This is a genomic window from Mesorhizobium montanum, from assembly GCF_033977145.1.
Taxonomy (GTDB): Bacteria; Pseudomonadota; Alphaproteobacteria; order Rhizobiales; family Rhizobiaceae; genus Mesorhizobium; species Mesorhizobium montanum.
In genome coordinates this window covers 76333-96559 of the sequence record NZ_JAVIJF010000004.1, presented here as the reverse complement: position 1 = coordinate 96559, position 20227 = coordinate 76333, and the positions used below count along the sequence as shown (strand labels likewise).

General features: G+C 62.1%; 19 protein-coding genes and 1 pseudogene. 11 read left to right on the top strand and 9 right to left on the bottom strand.

What is annotated here, in order from left to right:
* Nucleotides 1–115 precede the first annotated feature (115 nt).
* A complete protein-coding gene (locus tag RFM68_RS06725) occupies nt 116–1612 on the top strand; it encodes an HAL/PAL/TAL family ammonia-lyase (RefSeq protein ID WP_320231927.1) in 1497 nt (498 codons plus the stop codon).
* 49 nt (nt 1613–1661) lie between these two features.
* Nucleotides 1662–2252, top strand: a pseudogene (locus RFM68_RS06720) (acetyl-CoA C-acyltransferase); the annotation flags it as partial.
* 31 nt (nt 2253–2283) lie between these two features.
* Here RFM68_RS06720 and RFM68_RS06715 read toward each other — a convergent pair.
* Together RFM68_RS06715 and rffA are read right to left on the bottom strand one after the other, a co-directional pair.
* Nucleotides 2284–2979 carry a WbqC family protein gene (locus RFM68_RS06715; protein ID WP_320231926.1) on the bottom strand — a complete coding sequence of 232 codons (696 nt, stop codon included), beginning with the start codon at nt 2977–2979 and terminating at the stop codon, nt 2284–2286.
* Between the two features lie 57 nt (nt 2980–3036).
* Nucleotides 3037–4185, bottom strand: coding sequence for a dTDP-4-amino-4,6-dideoxygalactose transaminase (gene rffA, locus RFM68_RS06710; RefSeq protein WP_347343990.1), 1149 nt, complete (start codon nt 4183–4185; stop codon nt 3037–3039).
* A gap of 272 nt (nt 4186–4457) precedes the next feature.
* Between rffA and RFM68_RS06705 the strand changes: the two genes are divergently transcribed.
* On the top strand, nt 4458–5441 hold the full coding sequence (locus RFM68_RS06705; RefSeq protein ID WP_320231925.1) for a glycosyltransferase family 2 protein: 984 nt from the start codon (nt 4458–4460) through the stop codon (nt 5439–5441).
* A gap of 97 nt (nt 5442–5538) precedes the next feature.
* Here the strand turns inward: RFM68_RS06705 and RFM68_RS06700 are convergent, their stop codons facing one another.
* On the bottom strand, nt 5539–6606 hold the full coding sequence (locus tag RFM68_RS06700) for a class I SAM-dependent methyltransferase (RefSeq protein WP_320231924.1): 1068 nt from the start codon (nt 6604–6606) through the stop codon (nt 5539–5541).
* Between the two features lie 76 nt (nt 6607–6682).
* Here RFM68_RS06700 and RFM68_RS06695 point away from each other — a divergent pair, with 76 nt between their 5' ends.
* From RFM68_RS06695 to RFM68_RS06675, 5 genes are all read left to right on the top strand, one after another.
* A complete protein-coding gene (locus tag RFM68_RS06695; RefSeq protein ID WP_320231923.1) occupies nt 6683–7258 on the top strand; it encodes a class I SAM-dependent methyltransferase in 576 nt (191 codons plus the stop codon).
* The gene (locus tag RFM68_RS06690) at nt 7255–7920 is read left to right on the top strand and encodes an acetyltransferase (RefSeq protein WP_320231922.1); all 666 of its coding nucleotides are present in this window, start codon (nt 7255–7257) and stop codon (nt 7918–7920) included. Before RFM68_RS06695 ends, RFM68_RS06690 begins: the two co-directional genes overlap by 4 nt.
* Nucleotides 7917–8843 carry a glycoside hydrolase family protein gene (locus RFM68_RS06685; RefSeq protein ID WP_320231921.1) on the top strand — a complete coding sequence of 309 codons (927 nt, stop codon included), beginning with the start codon at nt 7917–7919 and terminating at the stop codon, nt 8841–8843. Before RFM68_RS06690 ends, RFM68_RS06685 begins: the two co-directional genes overlap by 4 nt.
* Nucleotides 8844–8957: 114 nt before the next feature.
* Nucleotides 8958–9806: a glycoside hydrolase family protein gene (locus tag RFM68_RS06680; RefSeq protein WP_320231920.1), complete on the top strand. Its 849-nt coding sequence runs from the start codon at nt 8958–8960 to the stop codon at nt 9804–9806.
* A 128-nt stretch (nt 9807–9934) separates the two neighbouring features.
* Entirely contained in the window at nt 9935–10690 is a 756-nt protein-coding gene (locus RFM68_RS06675; protein ID WP_320231919.1) for a class I SAM-dependent methyltransferase, read from the top strand.
* A 28-nt stretch (nt 10691–10718) separates the two neighbouring features.
* On the opposite strand, the gene RFM68_RS06670 is transcribed toward RFM68_RS06675, so the two are convergent.
* On the bottom strand, nt 10719–11045 hold the full coding sequence (locus RFM68_RS06670; protein ID WP_320231918.1) for an EamA family transporter: 327 nt from the start codon (nt 11043–11045) through the stop codon (nt 10719–10721).
* A 343-nt stretch (nt 11046–11388) separates the two neighbouring features.
* Between RFM68_RS06670 and RFM68_RS06665 the strand changes: the two genes are divergently transcribed.
* Complete coding sequence (locus RFM68_RS06665) at nt 11389–13473, top strand: hypothetical protein (protein WP_320231917.1); 2085 nt, start codon at nt 11389–11391, stop codon at nt 13471–13473.
* Between the two features lie 367 nt (nt 13474–13840).
* Here the strand turns inward: RFM68_RS06665 and RFM68_RS06660 are convergent, their stop codons facing one another.
* Genes RFM68_RS06660 through ehuB form a run of 5 tightly spaced genes read right to left on the bottom strand, consistent with a single transcriptional unit; the run spans nt 13841 to nt 17629 of the window.
* A complete protein-coding gene (locus RFM68_RS06660) occupies nt 13841–14551 on the bottom strand; it encodes a GntR family transcriptional regulator (RefSeq protein ID WP_320231916.1) in 711 nt (236 codons plus the stop codon).
* Nucleotides 14548–15327: an ectoine/hydroxyectoine ABC transporter ATP-binding protein EhuA gene (gene ehuA, locus RFM68_RS06655; RefSeq protein ID WP_320231915.1), complete on the bottom strand. Its 780-nt coding sequence runs from the start codon at nt 15325–15327 to the stop codon at nt 14548–14550. Before ehuA ends, RFM68_RS06660 begins: the two co-directional genes overlap by 4 nt.
* On the bottom strand, nt 15324–15983 hold the full coding sequence (gene ehuD / locus RFM68_RS06650) for an ectoine/hydroxyectoine ABC transporter permease subunit EhuD (RefSeq protein ID WP_320231914.1): 660 nt from the start codon (nt 15981–15983) through the stop codon (nt 15324–15326). Before ehuD ends, ehuA begins: the two co-directional genes overlap by 4 nt.
* Nucleotides 15980–16708 (bottom strand): ectoine/hydroxyectoine ABC transporter permease subunit EhuC, encoded by a 729-nt coding sequence (gene ehuC, locus RFM68_RS06645; RefSeq protein ID WP_320231913.1) that lies wholly within the window; start codon nt 16706–16708, stop codon nt 15980–15982. Before ehuC ends, ehuD begins: the two co-directional genes overlap by 4 nt.
* A 57-nt stretch (nt 16709–16765) precedes the next feature.
* A complete protein-coding gene (ehuB, locus tag RFM68_RS06640) occupies nt 16766–17629 on the bottom strand; it encodes an ectoine/hydroxyectoine ABC transporter substrate-binding protein EhuB (protein ID WP_320231912.1) in 864 nt (287 codons plus the stop codon).
* A gap of 229 nt (nt 17630–17858) precedes the next feature.
* Here ehuB and RFM68_RS06635 point away from each other — a divergent pair, with 229 nt between their 5' ends.
* Nucleotides 17859–19040: a M24 family metallopeptidase gene (locus RFM68_RS06635; protein ID WP_320231911.1), complete on the top strand. Its 1182-nt coding sequence runs from the start codon at nt 17859–17861 to the stop codon at nt 19038–19040.
* A gap of 35 nt (nt 19041–19075) precedes the next feature.
* Nucleotides 19076–20224 carry a M24 family metallopeptidase gene (locus RFM68_RS06630; RefSeq protein WP_320231910.1) on the top strand — a complete coding sequence of 383 codons (1149 nt, stop codon included), beginning with the start codon at nt 19076–19078 and terminating at the stop codon, nt 20222–20224.
* Nucleotides 20225–20227 lie beyond the last annotated feature (3 nt).

Below are 20227 nucleotides of genomic sequence, written 5' to 3'. Positions count from 1 at the left end.
AACGGCAATTGCGACGGCGGATTTTCGATAATATCCGGCGCTGAAGGCAGCTATCCTGTGTTCGTTCGGTCGCAAAGCAGCCGGTCCCCGGCACGCGTAAGGAATAGCCGCCCAGATGACAGCCAGAGTGGTAATTCTCGACGCCAAGCCGCTCGGCGCGGCCGATGTCGCCGAGGTCGCGCGGCGCAATGCCCGCCTCGTGCTCGGCGAGGAAGCCATGCGCCGCATTCGTGCCAGCCGCGCCGTCATCGAGCATCTCACCCAACTCGGCAAGCCGCTCTACGGCGTCACCACGGGCCTTGGCGCCTGTGTCGACACGCCGCTTGCGGCAGCCGACCTGATCGCCTTCCAGCACAGCGTGCCGCTCAGCCACTCCATGGGCGCCGGCCCGTCGCTGCCGACCGAGGCGGTGCGGGCGCTGATGACCGCGCGTATCTGCGGCATGGCCGCGGGCGGCACCGGCACATCCGAGGGCGTCATCATGGGCCTGGTCGCGGCGCTCAACGCCGGCGTCCATCCGGTGATACCCTCCTGGGGATCGGTAGGTGCCGCGGACCTTGCGCCGCTCGGCCATCTGGCGAGGGCGCTACGCGGCGACGGCGAGACGGAATATCAGGGCCGGATCATGGCTTCAGCCAAGGCGCTCAAGCTCGCCGGGCTCGAACCGCTCGACCTGCGCGAGAAGGACGGCCACGCCATCATCGTCGCCAACAGCCTTTCGACCGGAACGGCCTGCCTCGCCCTGGAAGACGTCGCATGCCTGATCGATTGGTCGCTTGCGGCCGTGGCGCTGAACTACGAAGCTTTTCGCGCGTCGCTCAAGGCCATCGACGAGCATGCCTTAGCGGCGCGCCCGGCTTTCGGCCAGCGCGAGATCGGCGCCAGGCTGAGGGCCGAGCTTTCGGGAAGCGGGCTCTGGCAGGAGAGCGCCGCGCGACGCCTCCAGGATCCGCTGAGCTTCCGCTGCGTGCCGCAAGTTTGGGGCGGGCTGGTCCATGCGTTCGAGCAAGCCAGGCTGGCGACGGAGATTGAGCTTGGCCATTCCGGCGATAATCCTGTCATCCTGCCCGGGGCCGAGCGCGTCGTTTCCAACGGCAATTTCGACCTGACGGCGTTCACGCTGACCTGGGAAAACCTCGGCCAGGCACTGGCGCATTGCGCGGTCGGCACAGCCAACCGTTCGATGAAGCTGATGTCGCCAACGGTGGCGGAGCTGCCGCGCTTCCTGTCGGCCAAAGGCGGCAGCCGCCAGGGTTATGCGGAACTGCAGAAGCCGGTCGCGGCGCTCGAAGCGGAGATCCGGCATCTCGCCAATCCGATGTCGCTCAGCCCGCTTGCGATCTCCGACGGCGTCGAGGACCAATCGTCGATGGCGCCGCGCGTCGTGGCCAAGACGGCCGCGATCATCGAGCGACTGCGCTATATGGTTGCAATGGAACTGATCTTCGCGGCGACCGGCGTGGAGCTGCGCGGCGTGCTGGATAGCATGGGCGACGGCCCGCGGCGCAGCTATGAAGCCGTGCGGGCGCTGGTCGCCCCGCTCGGCGACGACCGCGAAATGAGCGCCGACATGGCGCGGGTCGCACGCATGGTGGCGGGGCCGCGGTTCTGAGCGACACGGAGCGGGCCGAAGGCTCTCATGCCGCGTCGTCGGCAGGTTCGACGACGAGATCGTGCCTGTCTCGATCAAGGCCAGGCAAGGCGAGCTCATCGTCGAGCGTGACGAGCACCCCAATCTTTCGACCACGATCGAAGGCCTTGGCCGGCTGAAGCCGGTCTTCGACGCCGCAGGAACAGTCACCGCCGGCAACTCGTCGGGCCTCAATGACGGCGCCGCCGCGGTGCTGGTGATGTCGGAAGCGCGGATGAAGGAACTTGGATTAAAGCCCCTCGCCCGCATCGCATCTTACGCCTCCGCCGGCGTCGTGCCGATGGACATGGGCCTCGGTCCTGTCGCGGCCTCGCGCCGTGCGCTCGACAAGGCCGGATGGCGGCATGCCGATCTCGAAGCGATGGAGATCAACGAGGCCTTCGCCGCGCAGGCCATCGCGGTCAACCGCGAGATGGGCTGGAACGAGGACATCATCAACATGAGCGGCGGCGCCATCGCGCTCGGCCATCCGCTGGCCGGCTCCGGCTGCCGCATCGTGGTGACGCTGCTGCATGAAATGATCCGCCGCGGGGCGAAGAAGGGCTTGGCTTCGCTCTGCATCGGCGGCGGCCAGGGCGTGGCAATCTGCCTGGAGCGGTAAACCCAAGTGATTGCGTTCGTCGCCGCCAGGCTCACCTGGTGACGAACCTCATAAACCGGGATGACTGCTTGCCGCAGTTGAAGAGCAGATCGATGATCGACACCTCGTGCACGAATCCCGTCCAGAGCTGGGGATAGGCGGGATAGCCTGCATAGTCGAACCACTCGAGCTTTATGCGGGCCGTGTCGAAGACATCCTGGACGATGTAGTCTTTCGCCGACGGTCCGGAAACATAGACGGTCCCTCCCGCCTGGGCGCATATGCTTGCCAGGCGCTCGGTTCTTTCGCCGTGAAACTCGTAGGCGCTGGACGATTTTATGGTCGTGGCGATGCCAAGATACCCGCATATTGCCGCGATAAAGCAGCGGTTCAGCTCCGATATATGCGTGTAGCGGCGGCTATAGAGCGGCTCCGCCCATTCAGCTATTTCCGCGAAGCAGCTTGCTCGACGATAGTTCGCCTGTAGCTGCCGCCAATGCGATTGAGCCCAGTCGGCGCCGTCGATCTCGGTCTCGCAAATTTTCTGAAAATATCTTCCCTTGGTCACCACCGGAACGGTCAGCCATTGCGGGCCGAGCGGTGTTTTGATCTTGTTGCGGTTACGCCAGTCACGGCGGGTATATTGCATGTCGTCGTAGAGAATGAACTCGTCGACCGAGGCAATAAGGTCGAAATAACCCTTCCAGGGGATATAATTGGACTGGAGGATCGCTACACGCTTCGTCATCTGCTCGCAGCTTCAGCCTGGATCCTTCGTGCAGCCCAATGGGTCCGGCTTGCCTGCCTAACGCTGAACGGCACCAAGCAGTGCGACCACGCGCTCCTGAGCTGCGGCATTGATGCCATACCAGAGAGGAAGCCTGATCAGGCGTTCGGCCGTTTCGGTGGTGACCCGCAGATCGCCGTGAACTCGGCAGAAGCGCTGCCCCGCCGGCGATTCGTGCAGCGGAACATAGTGAAAAATAGCGTTGACGCCATTTTCGCGAAAACGCGCCAGCGCGCCAGGGCGGTCCGCCGCCTCGGGGAGCAGCACATAGTAGAGATGGGCATTGTGCTCGCACGCGGCCGGAACAACAGGCCGGCGAAGCTGCCCGGCATGCTCGAGCGGCTCGAGCATGTCGTGATAGAGGCTCCAGATCCGCAACCGCTCGGCGGTGATCGATTCCGCGTCCTCGAGCTGGGCAAGCAGAAACGCCGCAAGCAGATCGCTGGGAAGATAGGAGGAGCCGATGTCCTGCCACGTGTATTTATCGACCTCGCCGCGGAAGAACCGGCTGCGGTCGGTTCCCTTTTCGCGGATGATCTCGGCGCGCTCGCTCAGTCCGGGGTCGTTGATCAGCAGCGCTCCGCCCTCGCCGGAAATCAGGTTCTTGGTTTCGTGGAAACTCAGCGTGCCCAGATCGCCGATGCTGCCGAGTGGCCTTCCCTTGTAGCGCGCTGTCGCGCCCTGGGCGGCATCTTCGACGACCTTCAGGCCGTGCCGGCGAGCAATATCGAGTATTGCGTCCATCTCGCAGCCGACTCCGGCATAGTGGACGACCACGATCGCGCGTGTCCGCGGGGTGATCGCGGCCTCTATCAGACGCTCGTCGAGATTGAGCGTGTCCTCGCGGATATCGACGAATACCGGCACGCCGCCACGCAGCACAAACGCATTTGCCGTCGAGGTGAAAGTGTAGGAGGGCATGATGATTTCATCGCCGGGAGCGATATCCAGAAGGATGGCGGACATCTCCAGCGCCGCGGTGCATGAATGGGTGAGCAGCGCCTTTGCGCAGCCCACATTCTCCTCGAGCCAGGCATGGCAGCGTTTGGTGAAAACCCCGTCACCGGACAGATGCTGGGCTACCCGCGCTTCGGCGATGTAGCGCATCTCGCGGCCGGTCAGGTGAAGGCGGTTGAATGCGATTGACTGCGACTCCGCAGCCGCCAAAGGCCTGTTCAAGGAATTGGACACCGCCACCCCCCGCCAATCGGCGCTCTCGTATCGCCGAAGGAAGTATTTCCTGTACCTCGTTGGGGCACAGTTCCATCAATCGGCGGCTCAAGCAAGCCGATGTCGAAAACTATGCGCGAAACCTCCGATTTTGGCGTGGAAAGCGTCGAACGAAGCAAGTCCGGTTGACGGCGTTGCTTTTACTGAGGCAACGATAGCCGGTATCGTCGGGCGAAAGCGCCTCGCGCAGCAACGGATCCGCCGCCTTCATGAAGCTTTCGATCGTCAGCACGCTCTACAAATCCGAGCCGTATATCAATGAGTTCTGCGACCGGGCCTCCGCCGCCGCGCGCCGCCTGGTCGGCGATGAATTCGAGATCATCCTGGTGAATGACGGCTCGCCAGACCGCAGCCTGGACCTCGCGGTCCAGCGCAGCGCGGCCGACCGGCATGTGACCGTTATCGACCTGTCGCGGAATTTCGGCCACCACAAGGCCATCATGACCGGACTGGCCCATGCCACGGGCGATCGGGTCTTCCTTATCGACAGCGATCTCGAGGAAGAGCCGGAGTGGCTGATGTCCTTTGCCGACCAGATGTCGCAATGCAAGCTCGATGTGGTCTATGGGGTGCAGGAATACCGGCGCGGCGGCGTCTTTGAGAGGTGGACCGGCGCACTGTTCTTCTCGATCAACGATGCGCTGAGCGACTTCCGCCTGCCACGCAATCTGGTGATCGCCCGGCTCATGACACGCGCCTATGTTGCAGCCCTCGTCAGCCATCAGGATCACGAGTTTATCATCGCCCATCTGTTCCAGTTGGCCGGCTTCCTGCAGGAGCAACAGGTCGTCGTCAAGCATTCCCTCTCGCCAACGACCTATTCGATCAGCCGCCGCATACAAATGGCAGTGCGCTATCTGATGACGACATCGACAAGAATCCTCTATATAATACTGTATTTTGGTCTGTCTATTTCAACGTTGTCCGCATTGCTGATTTTCTTCTATATATTTAGATACATGTTTTCCGGCATCGGCGTGAACGGCTTTACCTCCATCATCATATCCATCTGGTTTTTCGGCGGCATGACGATGCTCGTCCTGGGCATTCTGGGCATCTACATCGCCAACATTCTGTCCGAAACCAAACGCCGCCCCTATACGATCATCCGGGATATTCATCGCGGCGGACAGAGCGTCGTCAGCACGGCCCAGGACCGGTCGTCTTCCCGGCCGGAAGGCGTCAGCCACTAGAGCGTTTCACCGTCTCACGGAAACGGCGAAATGCTCTATCTCCTTGTTTTGACGCAATTCCGAACGGAAAACCGTTTACACTTTTCCTGGAATTGCTCTAATCGTCAACGCCATCCCGCGCCACGTTCCGGGTCGCTCTGCCAAGCGTCCTTTCCAGCCAGGCGGTCACCGATAGTCCCTCGGCCGCAGCCGCGTCCAGCACGCGGCCGCGCAATTCGGGCGAAACGCCCTCCAGTTTGCCGAAATAGCGGGTCCGATGCGACCCGCCCCGCCGCCCGGGGAATTCGACGTCGAGGTCGAGCGGCGGCTCTCCCTCGCCCTTGACGAAGCTGATCAGATAGAATGAACCGCTGAGAATCCACCGGCAGGTGACCTGCCGCGCCGCGACCGGGAGACAATCCAGCGGCGCGCGATGGCGAAACAGCGGATTGGAATTTTCGAGGATATTGGCGAATTGGCTGTTCGCCAGCCAAGGGGCGATACCTTCGTCGCCGACAACCACCCGGCCGTTCGGCTTCACGACGCGGGTAATTTCCTCCAAGGCTTTCTTGTGGTCGGGGAATAGATTGAGGCCGCCAAAATGATAGACGGCATCGAAGAACTCGTCCGCGAAGGGCAAATGCATCACGTCGGCGCAGAACAACTGCAGCCGCGAGGTGTCCTTTGCGGCGCGGCGCAGGCGATCCTGCCCCGTCAGCAGCATCTCGAGCGACAGGTCGCCGGCAAATATATCGATAGGCATATCCAGCAGATGGATGGTGTCGCGGCAGGTCCCGCAACCGATTTCAAGCACCCTGCTGTCCTGCCGAAGGTCGAGCTCGGCAAACATCTCCCGGCGCGTTTGCTCCTCGTTGGCAAGGAGCATGGCAAACAAAGCCTCGATGCCACGATCGTATTCACTCGCACGGTCACGATAGTAGGCCTGGCTCTCGCCAGAAGCCTGCGCTTGACCAGAGTGGACAAGCAACTGCGGCATGCCCTCGATCAACGGATAGCGTTCGCCTGGTCCGCCCAGCAAGGCAGAGCCGTCCGGCGCCTTCGTCAGCGGCTGCTTCGTTGAGGGGGAAACAAAACTCAATTCCGGTATCATTCGCACAGTCGTCCATTTAGTATCGGCTACGATACACGATTCCGCGCGTAACACCTCACCCATGGTTGTACCCATGACGTCTATCGGCGCCCCGGCAACGGACAAAAGCGGCACGATCCTGCACGAGGTCGCACGCTACTATGCCGACAAGGTGCAGGCGCATGGCGCCAATCCCAAGGGCGTGGACTGGAATACGGAAGAAGGTCAGCTCCTTCGCTTCCGGCAATTGGCAACGCTGATCGACCTGCCGGGCGATTTCACGGTCAACGACCTCGGATGCGGCTACGGCGCCCTGCTGCCCTTCCTCGCCGACCGCTTCGCCGGTATTCGCTACCATGGCTGCGATTTGGCTGAAGAAATGATCGAAGCAGCGGTCAGGCTTTTTGGCGATCGTTCAGATGCGCGGTTTGCAGTCGGATCGGCGCCAGCGCAGGTGGCCGACTTCGGCTTCGCCAGCGGTATCTTCAACGTCAGGCTGACGCGCCCGGACGACCAATGGGCAGCCTATCTGGAGGCGACACTGGATGTACTCGATGCCACCAGCCACCGCGGCTTCGCCTTCAATTGCCTGACCTCCTACTCGGATATTGACAAGCGAAGAGCCGACCTCTTCTACGCCGACCCAAGGCATCTCTTTGACATCTGCAAGAGAAAATATTCGCAGCGCGTGGCACTGCTGCACGATTATGGTCTCTATGAATTCACCATGCTGGTCAGAAAGACATGAAGCGGCCCATCGTCATATTCGGAGCAGGCGATATCGCCGAGCTTGCCCACTATTATTTCACCCGCGATTCGGCTCACGATGTCGCGGCGTTCACCGTCGACGGCGCGTTTCTGACGCGGGACCGGCTGGCGGGCCTCCCGGTCGTGCCATTCGAGACGTTGGCCGAGCAATTTCCCCCGGATGCCCATGCGGCATTCGTGGCGCTCAGCTACAGCAGGCTGAACGAGCTTCGCCGCCAGAAATATCTGGCGCTCAAGGCGCTGGGCTACGATCTCGTCAGCTATCTCAGTTCGAAGGCCACCCTGCTCAATGACGGCAGGATCGGCGAGAACTGCTTCATCCTCGAGCACAATGTCGTTCAACCTTTTGCGACCATCGGCAACAATGTGACACTGTGGAGCGGCAATCATATCGGGCATCATTCCCGCATCGCCGATCACTGCTTTCTTGCCTCGCATATCGTGGTCTCGGGCGGCGTCGATATCGGCGAAGCCTGCTTCATCGGCGTCAACGCAACGCTGCGCGACCATATCCGCGTGGGCGAGCAGTGCGTGATCGGGGCGGGAGCGCTCATTCTGGCGGATGCGGCGCCCGAGGGTGTCTATCTGGGCGGCGAGACGGAGCGATCGAAGGTGCCGAGCTCGCGGCTGAGACGGATATGACGCGGTCGCGTTTCAAGCGCACCGGATTGGTATGTCGCCCAGGTGGCTCGGGCTGGGAGCGGTCGCATTGCCAGAACCCGTTTGCCCAAAGCCTGGGCAATGAAACATACCGCATCCATTTTGCCAGCCGCGACGACAGCAATCGCTCGCGCGGCGGTTGGGTCGATGTTGCGGCAACAGCCGGCGGCCTCACCCCGACCGGCCGTTCGGATGGGCCGTCCCTCGACCTCGGGCGTCCAGGAACATTCGATGATTGCGGCGCCATGCCCGGTTGCCTCGTCAATCACGACGGCCGTCTGGTGCTCTACTACACCGGCTGGTCACTGACCCGCCCGGTGCCCTTCACCTTCGCCATCGGGCTCGCGGAATCGCGCGACGGGGGCCGTCATTTCGAGCGCGTATCGGAAGCGCCTGTGCTCGGCCGCAACCACTATGATCCCTTGCTTGCCGGTGCGCCCTGGGTGCTCGTCGAAGACGGCAGTTTCCGGATGTGGTACGTGTCGGGCCTGCGGTGGCAGGTCGACCCGGAAGGCAAGGATGCGCCGATCCACTACTACACCGTCAAACACGCCACGAGCAGCGACGGCGTGATTTGGAAGACCGACGAGCACATTTGCCTGCCTTTCCTCGAGGGTGAACACGCCATCGCCCGACCTGTCGTTCAAAGGACCGAGGCGGGCTACGAAATGCTCTATTGCACCAGGCGCCTGGGAGAGACCTATCGGGTCTATCAAGCGACATCCGCCGACGGGGTCCATTGGCAGCGCGAGAGGGCGCCGCTGCTCGACACCAATGCGAGTGGATGGGACAGCGAAATGGTCTGCTACGCCAGTCTGCTGCGCACCGCCGAAGCCAGCTTTCTGCTCTACAACGGAAATGGCTACGGGAGGGATGGAGTCGGCGCCGCCATCCTTGAATCGTGACGGAGCTGGTATCGGGAAATACCGTGAAGCAAGCTTTTGCCTTCGGAAGGATATAGTCCCGTGCGATGGGAGAAACTTGGCCGCCTGTTCTGCCCGACCGGCGATGTCGAATGGATGCGCTCGCACGCGACCATGCCGATTGCCGAGCACGTCAACGGCGATCTGTTCAGGATCTACTTCGGCTCCCGCGACGCGTCGCAACGCTCCCACACCGGCTATGTTGTCATTGAGCTTTCGTCGCCGGAGCGCGTCCTCGACATAGCCCGCTGGCCTGTCCTGGTGCCGGGCAGTCTCGGTGAATTCGATGACAGCGGCTCCCTAGCGAGCTGGCTTACAACGGCGGGGCCGACACGGCATCTCTACTATGTGGGCTGGAACCTCGGGGTGACCGTCCCGTTCCGCAACGCCATCGGCCTCGCCACAGCCTCGCTCGACGGATCGTTTTCACGTTTCGCCGCGGGCCCGCTGATCGATCGCTCGATGAGGGAGCCGCATTTTGCCGGCAGTTGCTGCGTGCTGAACGAGGCTGGCCTCTGGCACATGTGGTACACGTCCTGCGTCGGCTGGACCGCATCGGCGAAGGAGCCGATCCATCGTTATCACATCAAATATGCAAGCTCGGACGACGGCATCCATTGGCGCCGCGACGGACGCGTCGCCGTCGATTTCGCGAACGAAGAGGAATATGCGATATCCCGCCCGGCGGTTAAGCGGGACGGTGAGCTGTGGCGCATGTGGTATTCCTATCGCGGCGACAGCTACCGGATCGGCTATGCCGAGTCGGACGACGGACTGAACTGGGTGCGCCTCGACCATGCCGCGGGCATCGCGCGCGCTGAGTCAGGCTGGGATAGCGAGATGATCGAATATCCGTTCGTGTTCGATCATGAGGGGCGGCGCTACATGCTCTATAACGGCAATGGTTACGGAAAGACCGGCTTCGGCTTGGCCGTGCTCGTGTAGCGGGGTTGATCCGAAGCATGATCGTTTGCCCGCGCTGCAGTCTGGAACATGCGTCCGCGGATGCGGGCTGCCCGAACTGCGGCTTTGCGCCGGCCAACCAGAACGGCTTTCCTGCCTGGGCGCCCGAGATGGCAAACGAAGGCGGGGGATTCCGCGAGAGCTTCTTTGCCGAGCTGGCACAGCGCGAGGTCGGCAATTTCTGGTTCGAAGCCCGCAATACCATCATCATGCGCACGCTGAGGCGGTTCTTTCCGCAACTCCGGTCATTCCTCGAGATCGGTTGCGGCACAGGCTTTGTCCTGAACGGCGTCGTCCGTGCCTTTCCCGGCGCCCGGCTGATGGGGACCGAAATCTTCATTGCCGGTTTGCCCTTCGCCGCCGCCCGCTTGCCGTCGGCAAGCTTTGCCCAGATGGACGCAAGGCGATTGCCTTACGCCGCCGAATTCGACGTCGTGGGAGCTTTCGACGTGATCGAACACATCGAGGAAGATGTCGAAGCGCTGGAGAACCTGAAGCGCGCGGTGAAGCCCGGGGGCGGCGTGATCGTTTCAGTGCCGCAGCACAAATGGCTCTGGAGCGAGATCGATAAGCAGTCGTTTCACTTCCGGCGTTATGAAAAGCGGGAGCTGCATGAAAAGATCGAAAGCGTGGGACTGGAGGTCGTCTACAGCACCTCGTTCGTGTCGCTTCTGTTGCCGCTGATGTTGCTGTCGCGACGACGCAACAGCGAAGGCAGCGAGTTCGACGCCGGCAGGGAATTCCGCATCGGGCCGGCCGTGAATGCCTCGTTGCGATCCGTGATGGCGATCGAAAGCCTGCTCCTCGCGACGGGCCTCACCCTTCCCGTCGGCGGCTCCCGCCTGGTGGTGGCGAAGCGTCCGTGACCGCGGGGAACCTTGCCAAGGTTAACCGTTAAGGCAATTGGCTCGCCGCCAGCACCACGCCGAGGACAATCAAGCCGTTGCCGGCAAGGGACTGCCAGCTGAATCGCTCATGCAGGACAAGGATCGAACTGGCGAAGACAAGAGGATAGGCGAGCGCTGCAAACGGGAAGGCCAGCGACAGCGGGATTCTTGAAACAGCGGAATACCATAGAATGCTGGAGGCCACGAGGCCAAGGCCGCCCAGCCAAGCCCGCCAGTCGGCGAGCAGCCCGAGAAGATAGGGCCAACCTTCGGCAAGGCCGAACGGTACGGCCCCATGCTCGGTCAGCCGGGATTTGATGATGATCTGGGCCATGGTGAGCAGGAATACGGCCGCAACAATGAGCGTGATGCCGATGGCGCGGTTGTCCAGTTTGTGTCTCCGTTCCCTCGAATCGGCGAGCGCCGCAACGCCTGGACTGTAGCATGCCGGACATCCATTTGGGTTGAGCCCGCGGCTATAAGCGCGCCGGACGGCCTTTCGCCAGCACTTCTGTCTCCGGCCGGCCAGGCCGCCTTCCGCCAGGAGCCGTCGATGCCAGTTTCGATTGGCCCGTGCCGGTTGACAAAGGTAGTGCCAGACAGTCCATCTAGGCCGGTTCCCGTGCCTGCTCCTCGCTTTGGTAGCATGCACGGCCTAGGGGGAGCTCAACCGAACGATGTCAATCCAGGAGTCGTCGCTGGCGATCCCGACCATGCAGAACTTACCAGCGGCGAGGCCGTCCGAAGGCAGGTCCTATTGGTTTCCCGCGGCTGCATTGATTCTGGCCGTCAATTTCTGCTTCCTCGTATTCTACGTTTTTGTGGGATACAAAAAATTATTTAACGCCGACAGCGCCATGAAGATACTGCTGGCGAGGGAGATCATCGATAGCCACCACTTCTTCCCGCCGGACTGGTATTATGGAAACAATGACATTGTCGTTGTATTTGGACAGCTCTTCGCCATTCCGGCGATGATTTTTCTTCCCGCCGGCTTTACCGTTCACGCGATCTCGGGTCTTGTTACATCCATACTTGTGCTGCACAGCGTCTGGCTCGCTACCGGCCTGGCACCGATCGGCAAGACACAGCGAACGCTGATAACGGCGTCCATGGCGGCGGGAATTTCCGGACTGCTGGCCGAAAATCTCTACGGGCAGGCCTCATACGGCACCATCCTTTATATGTCGCTCTACTTGATATACTGCCTCGTCAGGCTGACGAGGGCGCAGTCGACGAAGCATGTCGTCCTATGGAGCGTGCTGCTCTGCGTCCTGATTACGACCGAGTTCTGGGGCAACCCCCAGCGCGCGCTTATTACCATCGGAATGCCGTTCGTCACCGCGGCGCTGTGGTCGATATACAGACCAGGCGACCATCGGGGCGGTGCGGGAAGAGCATCCCTGCTGGGCATGGCGGCTTCGATCTGCGCGGGGATAGGCGGCGGGACCATCCTCTACGCAGTGACCTTCGCGCATGTGAACAATGCCGCGCGCGACGCGTCCTCCATCAAATGGCTGCCATATGACGCGATCGTCGGCAATCTCGCGATCCTGGGCAAGGAGATGCTGGTCATTTTCGGCGGGCAGCCGCCGGGAGACAGCGAACTTCTGTCCGTGATCGGCCTGTACGGCGCGGTGCGAATGGTCGTGGCGATCCTGTTGGTCTGGTTGATCGTGCGGGCGGTGGCAACATCGGCCAGACCGGACGGCGAGGTCAGGCCGCTCGCCATCTACGGATCGGTGGCGCTGCTGTCGGTGTGCTTTCTGCAAGTGGCGACGACGATACCGAACCTGGCCGAACCGATCGCAAGTTCCCGTTACCTGGTGCCGTCGCTGATCACGATGGCCATCGCGGCGTTGGCAACGCCTCTCGACATGCGGCTGCGACCTATCGAGTTCATCAGCGTGGCGGTGGTCCTTGCCGGGCTGCTGACAAGCGCCTATCCGACCTTCGTCAGGTCGGATCCCCAGTCGCATATGAACCTGGGGCTGCAGCAACCCCGAGCCATCGATTTTTCGGGCCTGGCGCGCTATCTCGAGGATAATGGGCTGGCCTATGGCTACGCCACCTACTGGAATGCCGGTCCGCTCAGCGTGCTGTCCGATGAACGGGTTCTGGTTCGGCAGATCACCCTGGACGGCCCACTGCCGACGCCGATGCGCTTCCTGTCCTCGGACCGGTGGTACCTTGCCGATGCGTGGAAGGGCGAGACGTTTCTTGTGCTGACACAGGAGGAAGCAAATAAGGTCGACTGGAAGCAGTTGGCGGCACTCGGGTTGCCCGTCTCGCGGAAGCTTCAATTCGGTAACCTTGGCATTTTCGTATTCGGAGAAAACATCGCGGCAAAGCTGCCGGGTTGGGATATTCGCTTCAAGCAGCCGGTGACTTTTCATGCCAACGCCGGCGCGCCTACCCAAGTGGGCTCCCTGCAAGAGCGTGGCGATGCGAAGGCGCTGGTGGCGCGGACGACGGCGAAAGGGGCACTGTTTTATGGCCCCTATGTGAGTGTTGCCCGAGGGACGTATCGCCTTACCTTCGATGTCGAAGCCAATGGCAATCCGGCTGCGGTTGCCCGCCTCGACGCGGCATCGTCGCCAGGAGGGACGATCCTGGCACAGAAAGACCTGACGGAAAGTCATGGGCCGCAACAATTGCTCTTCTCGATCGAGCACACATCAACCATGGAATTTCGTGTCTGGGCCCTGGGAAATGGCGAGGTGGCGTTCAAATCGGTCACCATCCAGCGAGCGGAACCTTAATGCATGTCGCCCAACTGCGCAGCGGTTTCGGACAACGACATGCATCAAAACAAAGACTTAAAGCGCGTCGCCTGAATCCGTTTCATCGCGACGCGCTTTTAGAGCGGTTTGGCGTTTCACCGCAGTCTCACCGCCATGCCGAGACAATGTACGGGATAATCTATGGCCGACGAACCTAGCCCACACCGGCGCGGCTCGAGAGTCGGGCCGGCCGCGTGCCAGATCCGCGCCCGCCAGGTAGACAATGCCAGCGACTATGAGTAGCGCAGCGATGATGATGGCAACCATTTCTGCCTGCTCTCATCAGCCTCCGCAAGAATGAAACGGTCGTGACGGCTGGCAGATTCCGGCAAGAGTACGCGCTGTCTTAACTTCGGCCAGCATGCCGGATCATGCGCCGAAAGCTCATGGAGATATGGGCGCGCCTTATATGCCCGATCGATTCCCAGTCGCCGATCTCTGCCGCGGCCAGAACTTCCTCCATTTCACGCCGGAAGGCCGTGAACTCCTCCACCAAACCCAGTTGCGGCATCATCTTCAGAACGACACGCGCCACCTGGAAATATAATCTCTCGCTTATCTCGCGTAGCGGCTGGTTCCCGGTCATGGCGGTCAGTTCGGAGAAGAAATCCATATTCAGCTGCAGGAAAGCGCGCTGATCCGGATTGAGCATATCGGAATCACAGCGCGCAATGAGCGCCCGGATCCGATCCAGGTCGGCCGCCGTTCGCGGGATCGGCGAAAGCTTGCCGACCAGAAGCGCCAATTCCAGGCGCAAGTGATAGACCTGCTGCAGTTCCTCGATATCGACGTCGGTGACGATCGTGCCGACGCCATGCACGGATTGAACCAGGCCTTCGGATTCGAGCCGCGCCAGCACGCGGCGGACCGGCGTGCGGCTGATCTCGAATTCCTGGGCGAGTTCTTCTTCGGAGAGGCGGCTTCCCGGCGGGTAGTCGAGCAGGCAGATGCGGTCACGCAGGATGAGGTAGATGCGCTCGAACCGTTCGCGCGCCGAAAGCGGTCGTGGCGCCTCTGCGATCGCCGTGGTGGCCGAGGCATCCGTCTCCAGCGTCATCCAGCCTCCAGGACAGCGTGCAGGAACTGCCGCGTCCGCTCGTTCTTAGGGGCACCGAACAGCTCGCCTGGCGGTCCCTGCTCGCAGATCTTGCCCTGGTAGAAGAAGCAGACGCGATCGGAAAATTCCTTGGCGAAACCCATCTGGTGGGTGACCATGAGCATCGTCAAATCATGCTCGCGGCCGATTTGCCTTATCACCTGCAGCACTTCGCCGACAAGTTCCGGATCGAGCGCGGAGGTCACCTCGTCGAACAGCATTATCTTGGGCCGCATCGCCAATGCCCTGGCGATGGCGACGCGCTGCTGCTGGCCGCCGGAGAGCTGCGATGGGTAATGGCCCTTCTTCTGCCCGAGTCCTACCATCTCAAGCAGCTCGGCTGCCCGCGCCTCGGCGTCGGCCCGCTTCATGCCAAGCACCGTCATCGGCGCCTCGATGCAGTTGGCCATCGCGGTCATGTGCGGGAAGAGGTTGAAGGACTGGAACACCATTCCAATCTTCGCCCTGATGCGGCGAATGTGGGCGAGGTCGGCGGGAACGAGCGCGCCGTTTTTCTTCATATGCGTCAGCGGCTCGCCTTCGACCCAGATGACGCCGTCGTTGATCGTCTCCAGCGTCATCAGCATGCGCAGCACAGTGGTTTTGCCTGAGCCGGACGGACCGATGACGGAGACCTTCTCACCGCGCGCGATTTCGAGGTTCAGGCCGTCGAGGACGGTCAACGAGCCGTAGCGTTTGGAAACATTGTCGAAGCGGACCATCGGTTGTTCCGTCATCGCGCGTTCCTCCGGTTGAGCAGGCGTTCGAGGGCACGAATAAGCGCGGCCGAAACCAGGCTCATCGCGAGGAAGAACAGGCCGACCAGTGTGATCGGTTCGGTGTAGCGGAATGTCTCGGAGCCGATGATCTTGGCCGTCTGCATGAGCTCCAGCACAGCGATGGCCGAAAGCAGCGGCGTCTCCTTGAACAGCGCGACGAGATAGTTGCCCAGCGCCGGCACGATCGGCGGGATGGCCTGCGGGATGATGATGTCGCGGAAGGTCGTCCAGGAGGAGAGGTTGAGCGCGATCGAGGCTTCCCATTGGCCGCGATGGATATTGTCGAAGCCGGCGCGATAGACCTCGGAGCAATAGGCAGCGTAGTGGATGCCGATGGCGAGAACACCGGCGGTGAAGGCGTCGAGCACGACGCCGAATTTCGGAAAGACGAAATAGAGAAAGAATATCTGGATGAGCAGCGGCGTTGAGCGGATCAGCTCGACCAGCACCGAAATCGTCCAGCCCGTCCGTGGCACGGCGATCCGGACGACCGCCAGGACCAGGCCGAGCGAGGCGGCGAGCACAAAGCCGATCAGCGTCGCTTCGATGGACACGATCGCGGCGCGCGCGAGCACCGGCAGGATTTCCAAGGCAAATCCCCAATCCCAGATCATCCTGCCTTCCCCCGAGCCAATCCGAGCGAAGCCCGCGTTTCGAGAAGTCGCATGCCGATGGTGAGAACCAGCGACATTGCCAAATACATCAGCAGGACGAGCGTGAAAATCGGAATGGTCTTGAACGTGCTCTGGTTCATTTCCTGCGCCTTGAAGGCAAGGTCCGAGAGCGTGATCAGCGAGACCAGCGCCGTCGATTTCAAGAGTTCGATGAACAGATTGCCCCAGGGCGGGATCATAGCGACGAAAGCCTGGGGCAGGATGATCCGCCGCAGCATCTGGCCACGGCTCATGTTCAACGCCGTACACGCTTCCCATTGGCCGCGGGCAACGGACAGGATCGCGCCGCGCACGCACTCCGACCCGTAGGCGCCGACATTCAGCCCCAGCGCCAGAACGGCGACCAGAAATGCATCGAGCGTGATGCCGAATTGCGGCAGGACGAAAAACAGCCAGAACAATTGCACCAGCGCCGAGGTGCCGCGAAAGATCTCGACATAGACGGTCGCCAGCCATCTAAGCGGCGCCGGGCCGTACATGCGTGCCAATGCGGCGAGCACGCCCATGGCAACCGCCAGAAGGCTGCCAAGAACGGCGATCTCGATCGTCAGGAGGGCGCCCTGCAACAGCCCCGGCAGGAACAGCCTGTAGGTTTCTTGCGTCGCCAGCACGCCGATGACGGCGAGCGAGACGACCAACATGCCAACGAGCGTGCGGATTCCCATCTGCTTCTCCGAAGAAAAAAGAGGGCGGCGTTTTCACACCGCCCAGCAGTTGGGAACTTATTCGCCCTTGCAGAGCTGCGCGGTCGTCTTGTTCGGCAGATAGTCCTTGCCGAAGCCGAGCGGCTCGACCAGGGCGATGTGCTCGGGTGACCCGAGGAATTTCTTCAGTTCGGCGTTGAACGCTTCCTGCAGATCGGTGTCTTCCTTGCGGAAGCCGAAGCCGCCATGGCCTTTCACCGACTTGCCGGCAACCTCGCCGAACGGCTTGGTCGATTCGACGCCATCCGCCTTCTTGGCCATTTCAGCAATCGAGAGCGCGGTCAGCGTGGCCGCATCGGCGCGGCCCGACTGGACGGCGGCAACCAGGCTGGACTGGTCGGGCAAGGTGACGAGCTGCGCCTCGGCGACACCGGCGTCCTTGGCAAGGCCGCCCTCGACGGCGCCTGCCATCACGGCGAGCTTGAGATCGGGATTGTCCTTGATGCTCGTATAGTCCTTCAGGCCTTTCGGATTGCCCTTCGCAACCAGCATGGCCTCACCGATGCCGTAGGACGGCTCGGAGAAATTGATCTCGGCGCAGCGCTTCGGATTGATGAACATGCCGGCGGCGATGATGTCGAAGCGTCCGGCCTTGAGACCGGGGATGAGCGAGCCGAATTCGGTCAGCACGCCGTCCACCTGCGGGATGCCCATCTTGGCGAGCACCGCCTTGGCGACTTCCGGCGCTTCGCCGGTCAGCTTGCCGTCAGGCGTTGCAAAACCGAACGGCGCCTCGTTGGCGAAGCCGACACGGATGTAACCGTCCTTCTTGGCCCGTTCGAGGGTCGTTTCCGCATGGGCTGGCAGCGATGTGAACGCGGTCGCGGCGAGCGCAAGGCAGGCGGCCGCCTTCACAACCGCGCGGCGGGTTATCTGAGACATGAGCATGCATTCCCCTTTTCTTTTTGACGATTGCCTTGACCCGGACGACGTTTCTCCTCCGTCGCAGCGAGCATGTAAGACGTATACAACTCATCTGGACATATCGCAAGACGCGCGGTACGAATCCTGAAAAATCGACGCGTTTGGTTCGAATGTACGGCCGAGGTGGCCGATAGTTGTGCACAATTACCCATTTGTCGAATTGGTGTGACGTTCAGGGGAACGAGTGTTGAGCGGCTCAGGCAGCTTTACGAAGACGGAATATGCGCAGCGCCTGACAGGCGTGAAGCAGCGCATGGAGAAGACCGGCTTCGATCTCATCGTCTGCCAGGACCCCGCAAACATGTGCTGGCTGACCGGCTATGACGGGTGGTCCTTCTATGTGCCGCAATGCGTGCTCGTCCATCTGGAGGAAGAGCGGCCGATCTGGTTCGGCAGGGCGCAGGACGCCAGGAGCGCCCGCATGACCACCGGCTTGCCCGAAGAAAACATCGTCTCGTTCTCGGAGCGGCTGGTGCAGCAGCCCGTCGAGCATCCCTATGACGAGCTCGCCGGCCTGATCCGGGCACGCGGTTGGGAACGGGCGCGCATCGGCGTCGAGATGGATGCGCATTACTATACGGCGCGCTGCCATGCTCATCTGGTCGGCGGTCTGCCCAAGGCGCGCTTCAGCAACAATCATGATCTCGTCAACTGGGCCCGGCTGGTGAAATCGGACGCCGAGCTGGCGCTGATCCGCGAAGCCGGCGCGATCTGCAGCAATGCCATGAACCGCGCCGTCGAAAAGATGCGGCCGGGCGTGCCGCAGAACCACGTGATTGCCGAGATCTATCATGCGCAGATCATGGGCGTGCCGGGCGCCGGTGGCGACTATGCCGCAATCTGTCCGCTGATGCCGGTGGGTGAAGGCACCAGCACACCACACCTGACCTGGTCGGACGCGCCGCTTCCCGACAGCGGGCTGGCGATCATCGAAATCGCCGGCGTGCGACGGCGCTACCACGCGGCGCTGACCCGGACGGTGCATTTCGGCAAGCCGCCGACCGCCCTCTCCGACATGGCCAAGGTGATCGTCGAAGGCGTCGATGCCGGCCTCGAACTGGCCCGGCCCGGCAACAGCGCCGAACAGGTCGAAGCCGCCTGGCAGGCGGTGTTGCGCCGAAACGGACTAAAGAAGGAAAGCCGCGTCGGCTATCCTGTCGGCCTCGCCTATCCGCCGGATTGGGGCGAACGCACCGCGAGCCTGAGGCCCGGCGACAAGACCGAGCTGCGACCCGGCATGTGCTTCCACTTCATGGCCGGCGTCTGGCTCGACGATTTCGGCGTCGCCATCTCCGAATCCTTCGTCGTTACCGAAGACGGCGGCGAGCGGCTCTGCGACGTGACCCGCGACCTCATCATCATCGACTAACCCCGACATCAAAGCCGGCAATTCAAGGATACAAAATGGACCGAAATCCTTTTTCCGAAGCAGAAATCGCCGGCCGCCTGTCGAAGGTCCGCACGGCGCTGGCCGAGCGCCAGCTCGACGCCGCCGTCTTCGCTTCCCCGGAAAACATCTTCTACCTCACCGGCCTCGACCATTGGGGCTATTTCGCGCCGCATCTGTTGATCGTCCCGCTCGACCGCCGGCCGGTCCTGGTCACCCGGTCGATGGAGAAAGTGACGATCGAGAACCAGGTGAAGGCGGCAGAATTCCGCGGCCATTCCGACAGCGAGACCGCGGCCGATCTTGCCGCGCGCATGATTTCCGAGCTTGGCCTGACCGGCAAGCGGATCGGCCTCGAACACTGGACCTCGGGGCTGAGCCATGGCCTCGCGCTGAAACTCGAGGCCCAAACCGATGCGCAGTGGAGCGATATCTCCGGGCTTGTCGATGGGATGCGGCGGGTGAAGAGCGCCGAGGAACAGGTGCTGATGCGTCGCGCCGCCAAGGTTACGGATGCCGCCGCAGGCGCCGCGATCGCGGCGATCTCCGACGGCGCGGCCGAACAGGAGGTCGCCGCCCAATGCGTGGCGGCAATGATCCGCGCCGGTGGCCATGCACCGGGCTTCGGGCCGTTCATCCGCCCTGCCCGCCGGCTTGGCGAAGAACACACGACCTGGGGCGACGGCATCTACCGCGCCGGCGAGCCTGTCTTCGTCGAACTCTCCGGCTGCATCTCGCGCTATCATGCACCGCTCGGCCGGGTGATCCGCATCGGCAGCATCAAGGATGAAGACGCGGCGATGGCCGAGGTCACGGCCAAGGCATTCGACGCCGTCGTCAAGGCGCTCAAGCCCGGTGTGAAGGCGCGCGACGTCTATGCCGCCTGGCAGGGCGTCGCCGACAAAGCCGGCCTCTCGCATTATCGCCGCCATCATTGCGGCTATCTGGTCGGCATCGGCCAGCCGCCATCCTGGACCGGCGGCAATTCGGTAACCGGGCTTAGGCACGATTCCGATCTCGAGATCGAAACGGGAATGAGCTTCCACATCCTGTCCTGGCTGATGGGCACCGGGCGCGGCGACCATTTCGTCTCAAACACCGTGCTGCTGACCGATGCGGGCGCCGAAGTGCTGACACGCACCCCGGCTGGCTCGATCGTCCGTTAGACC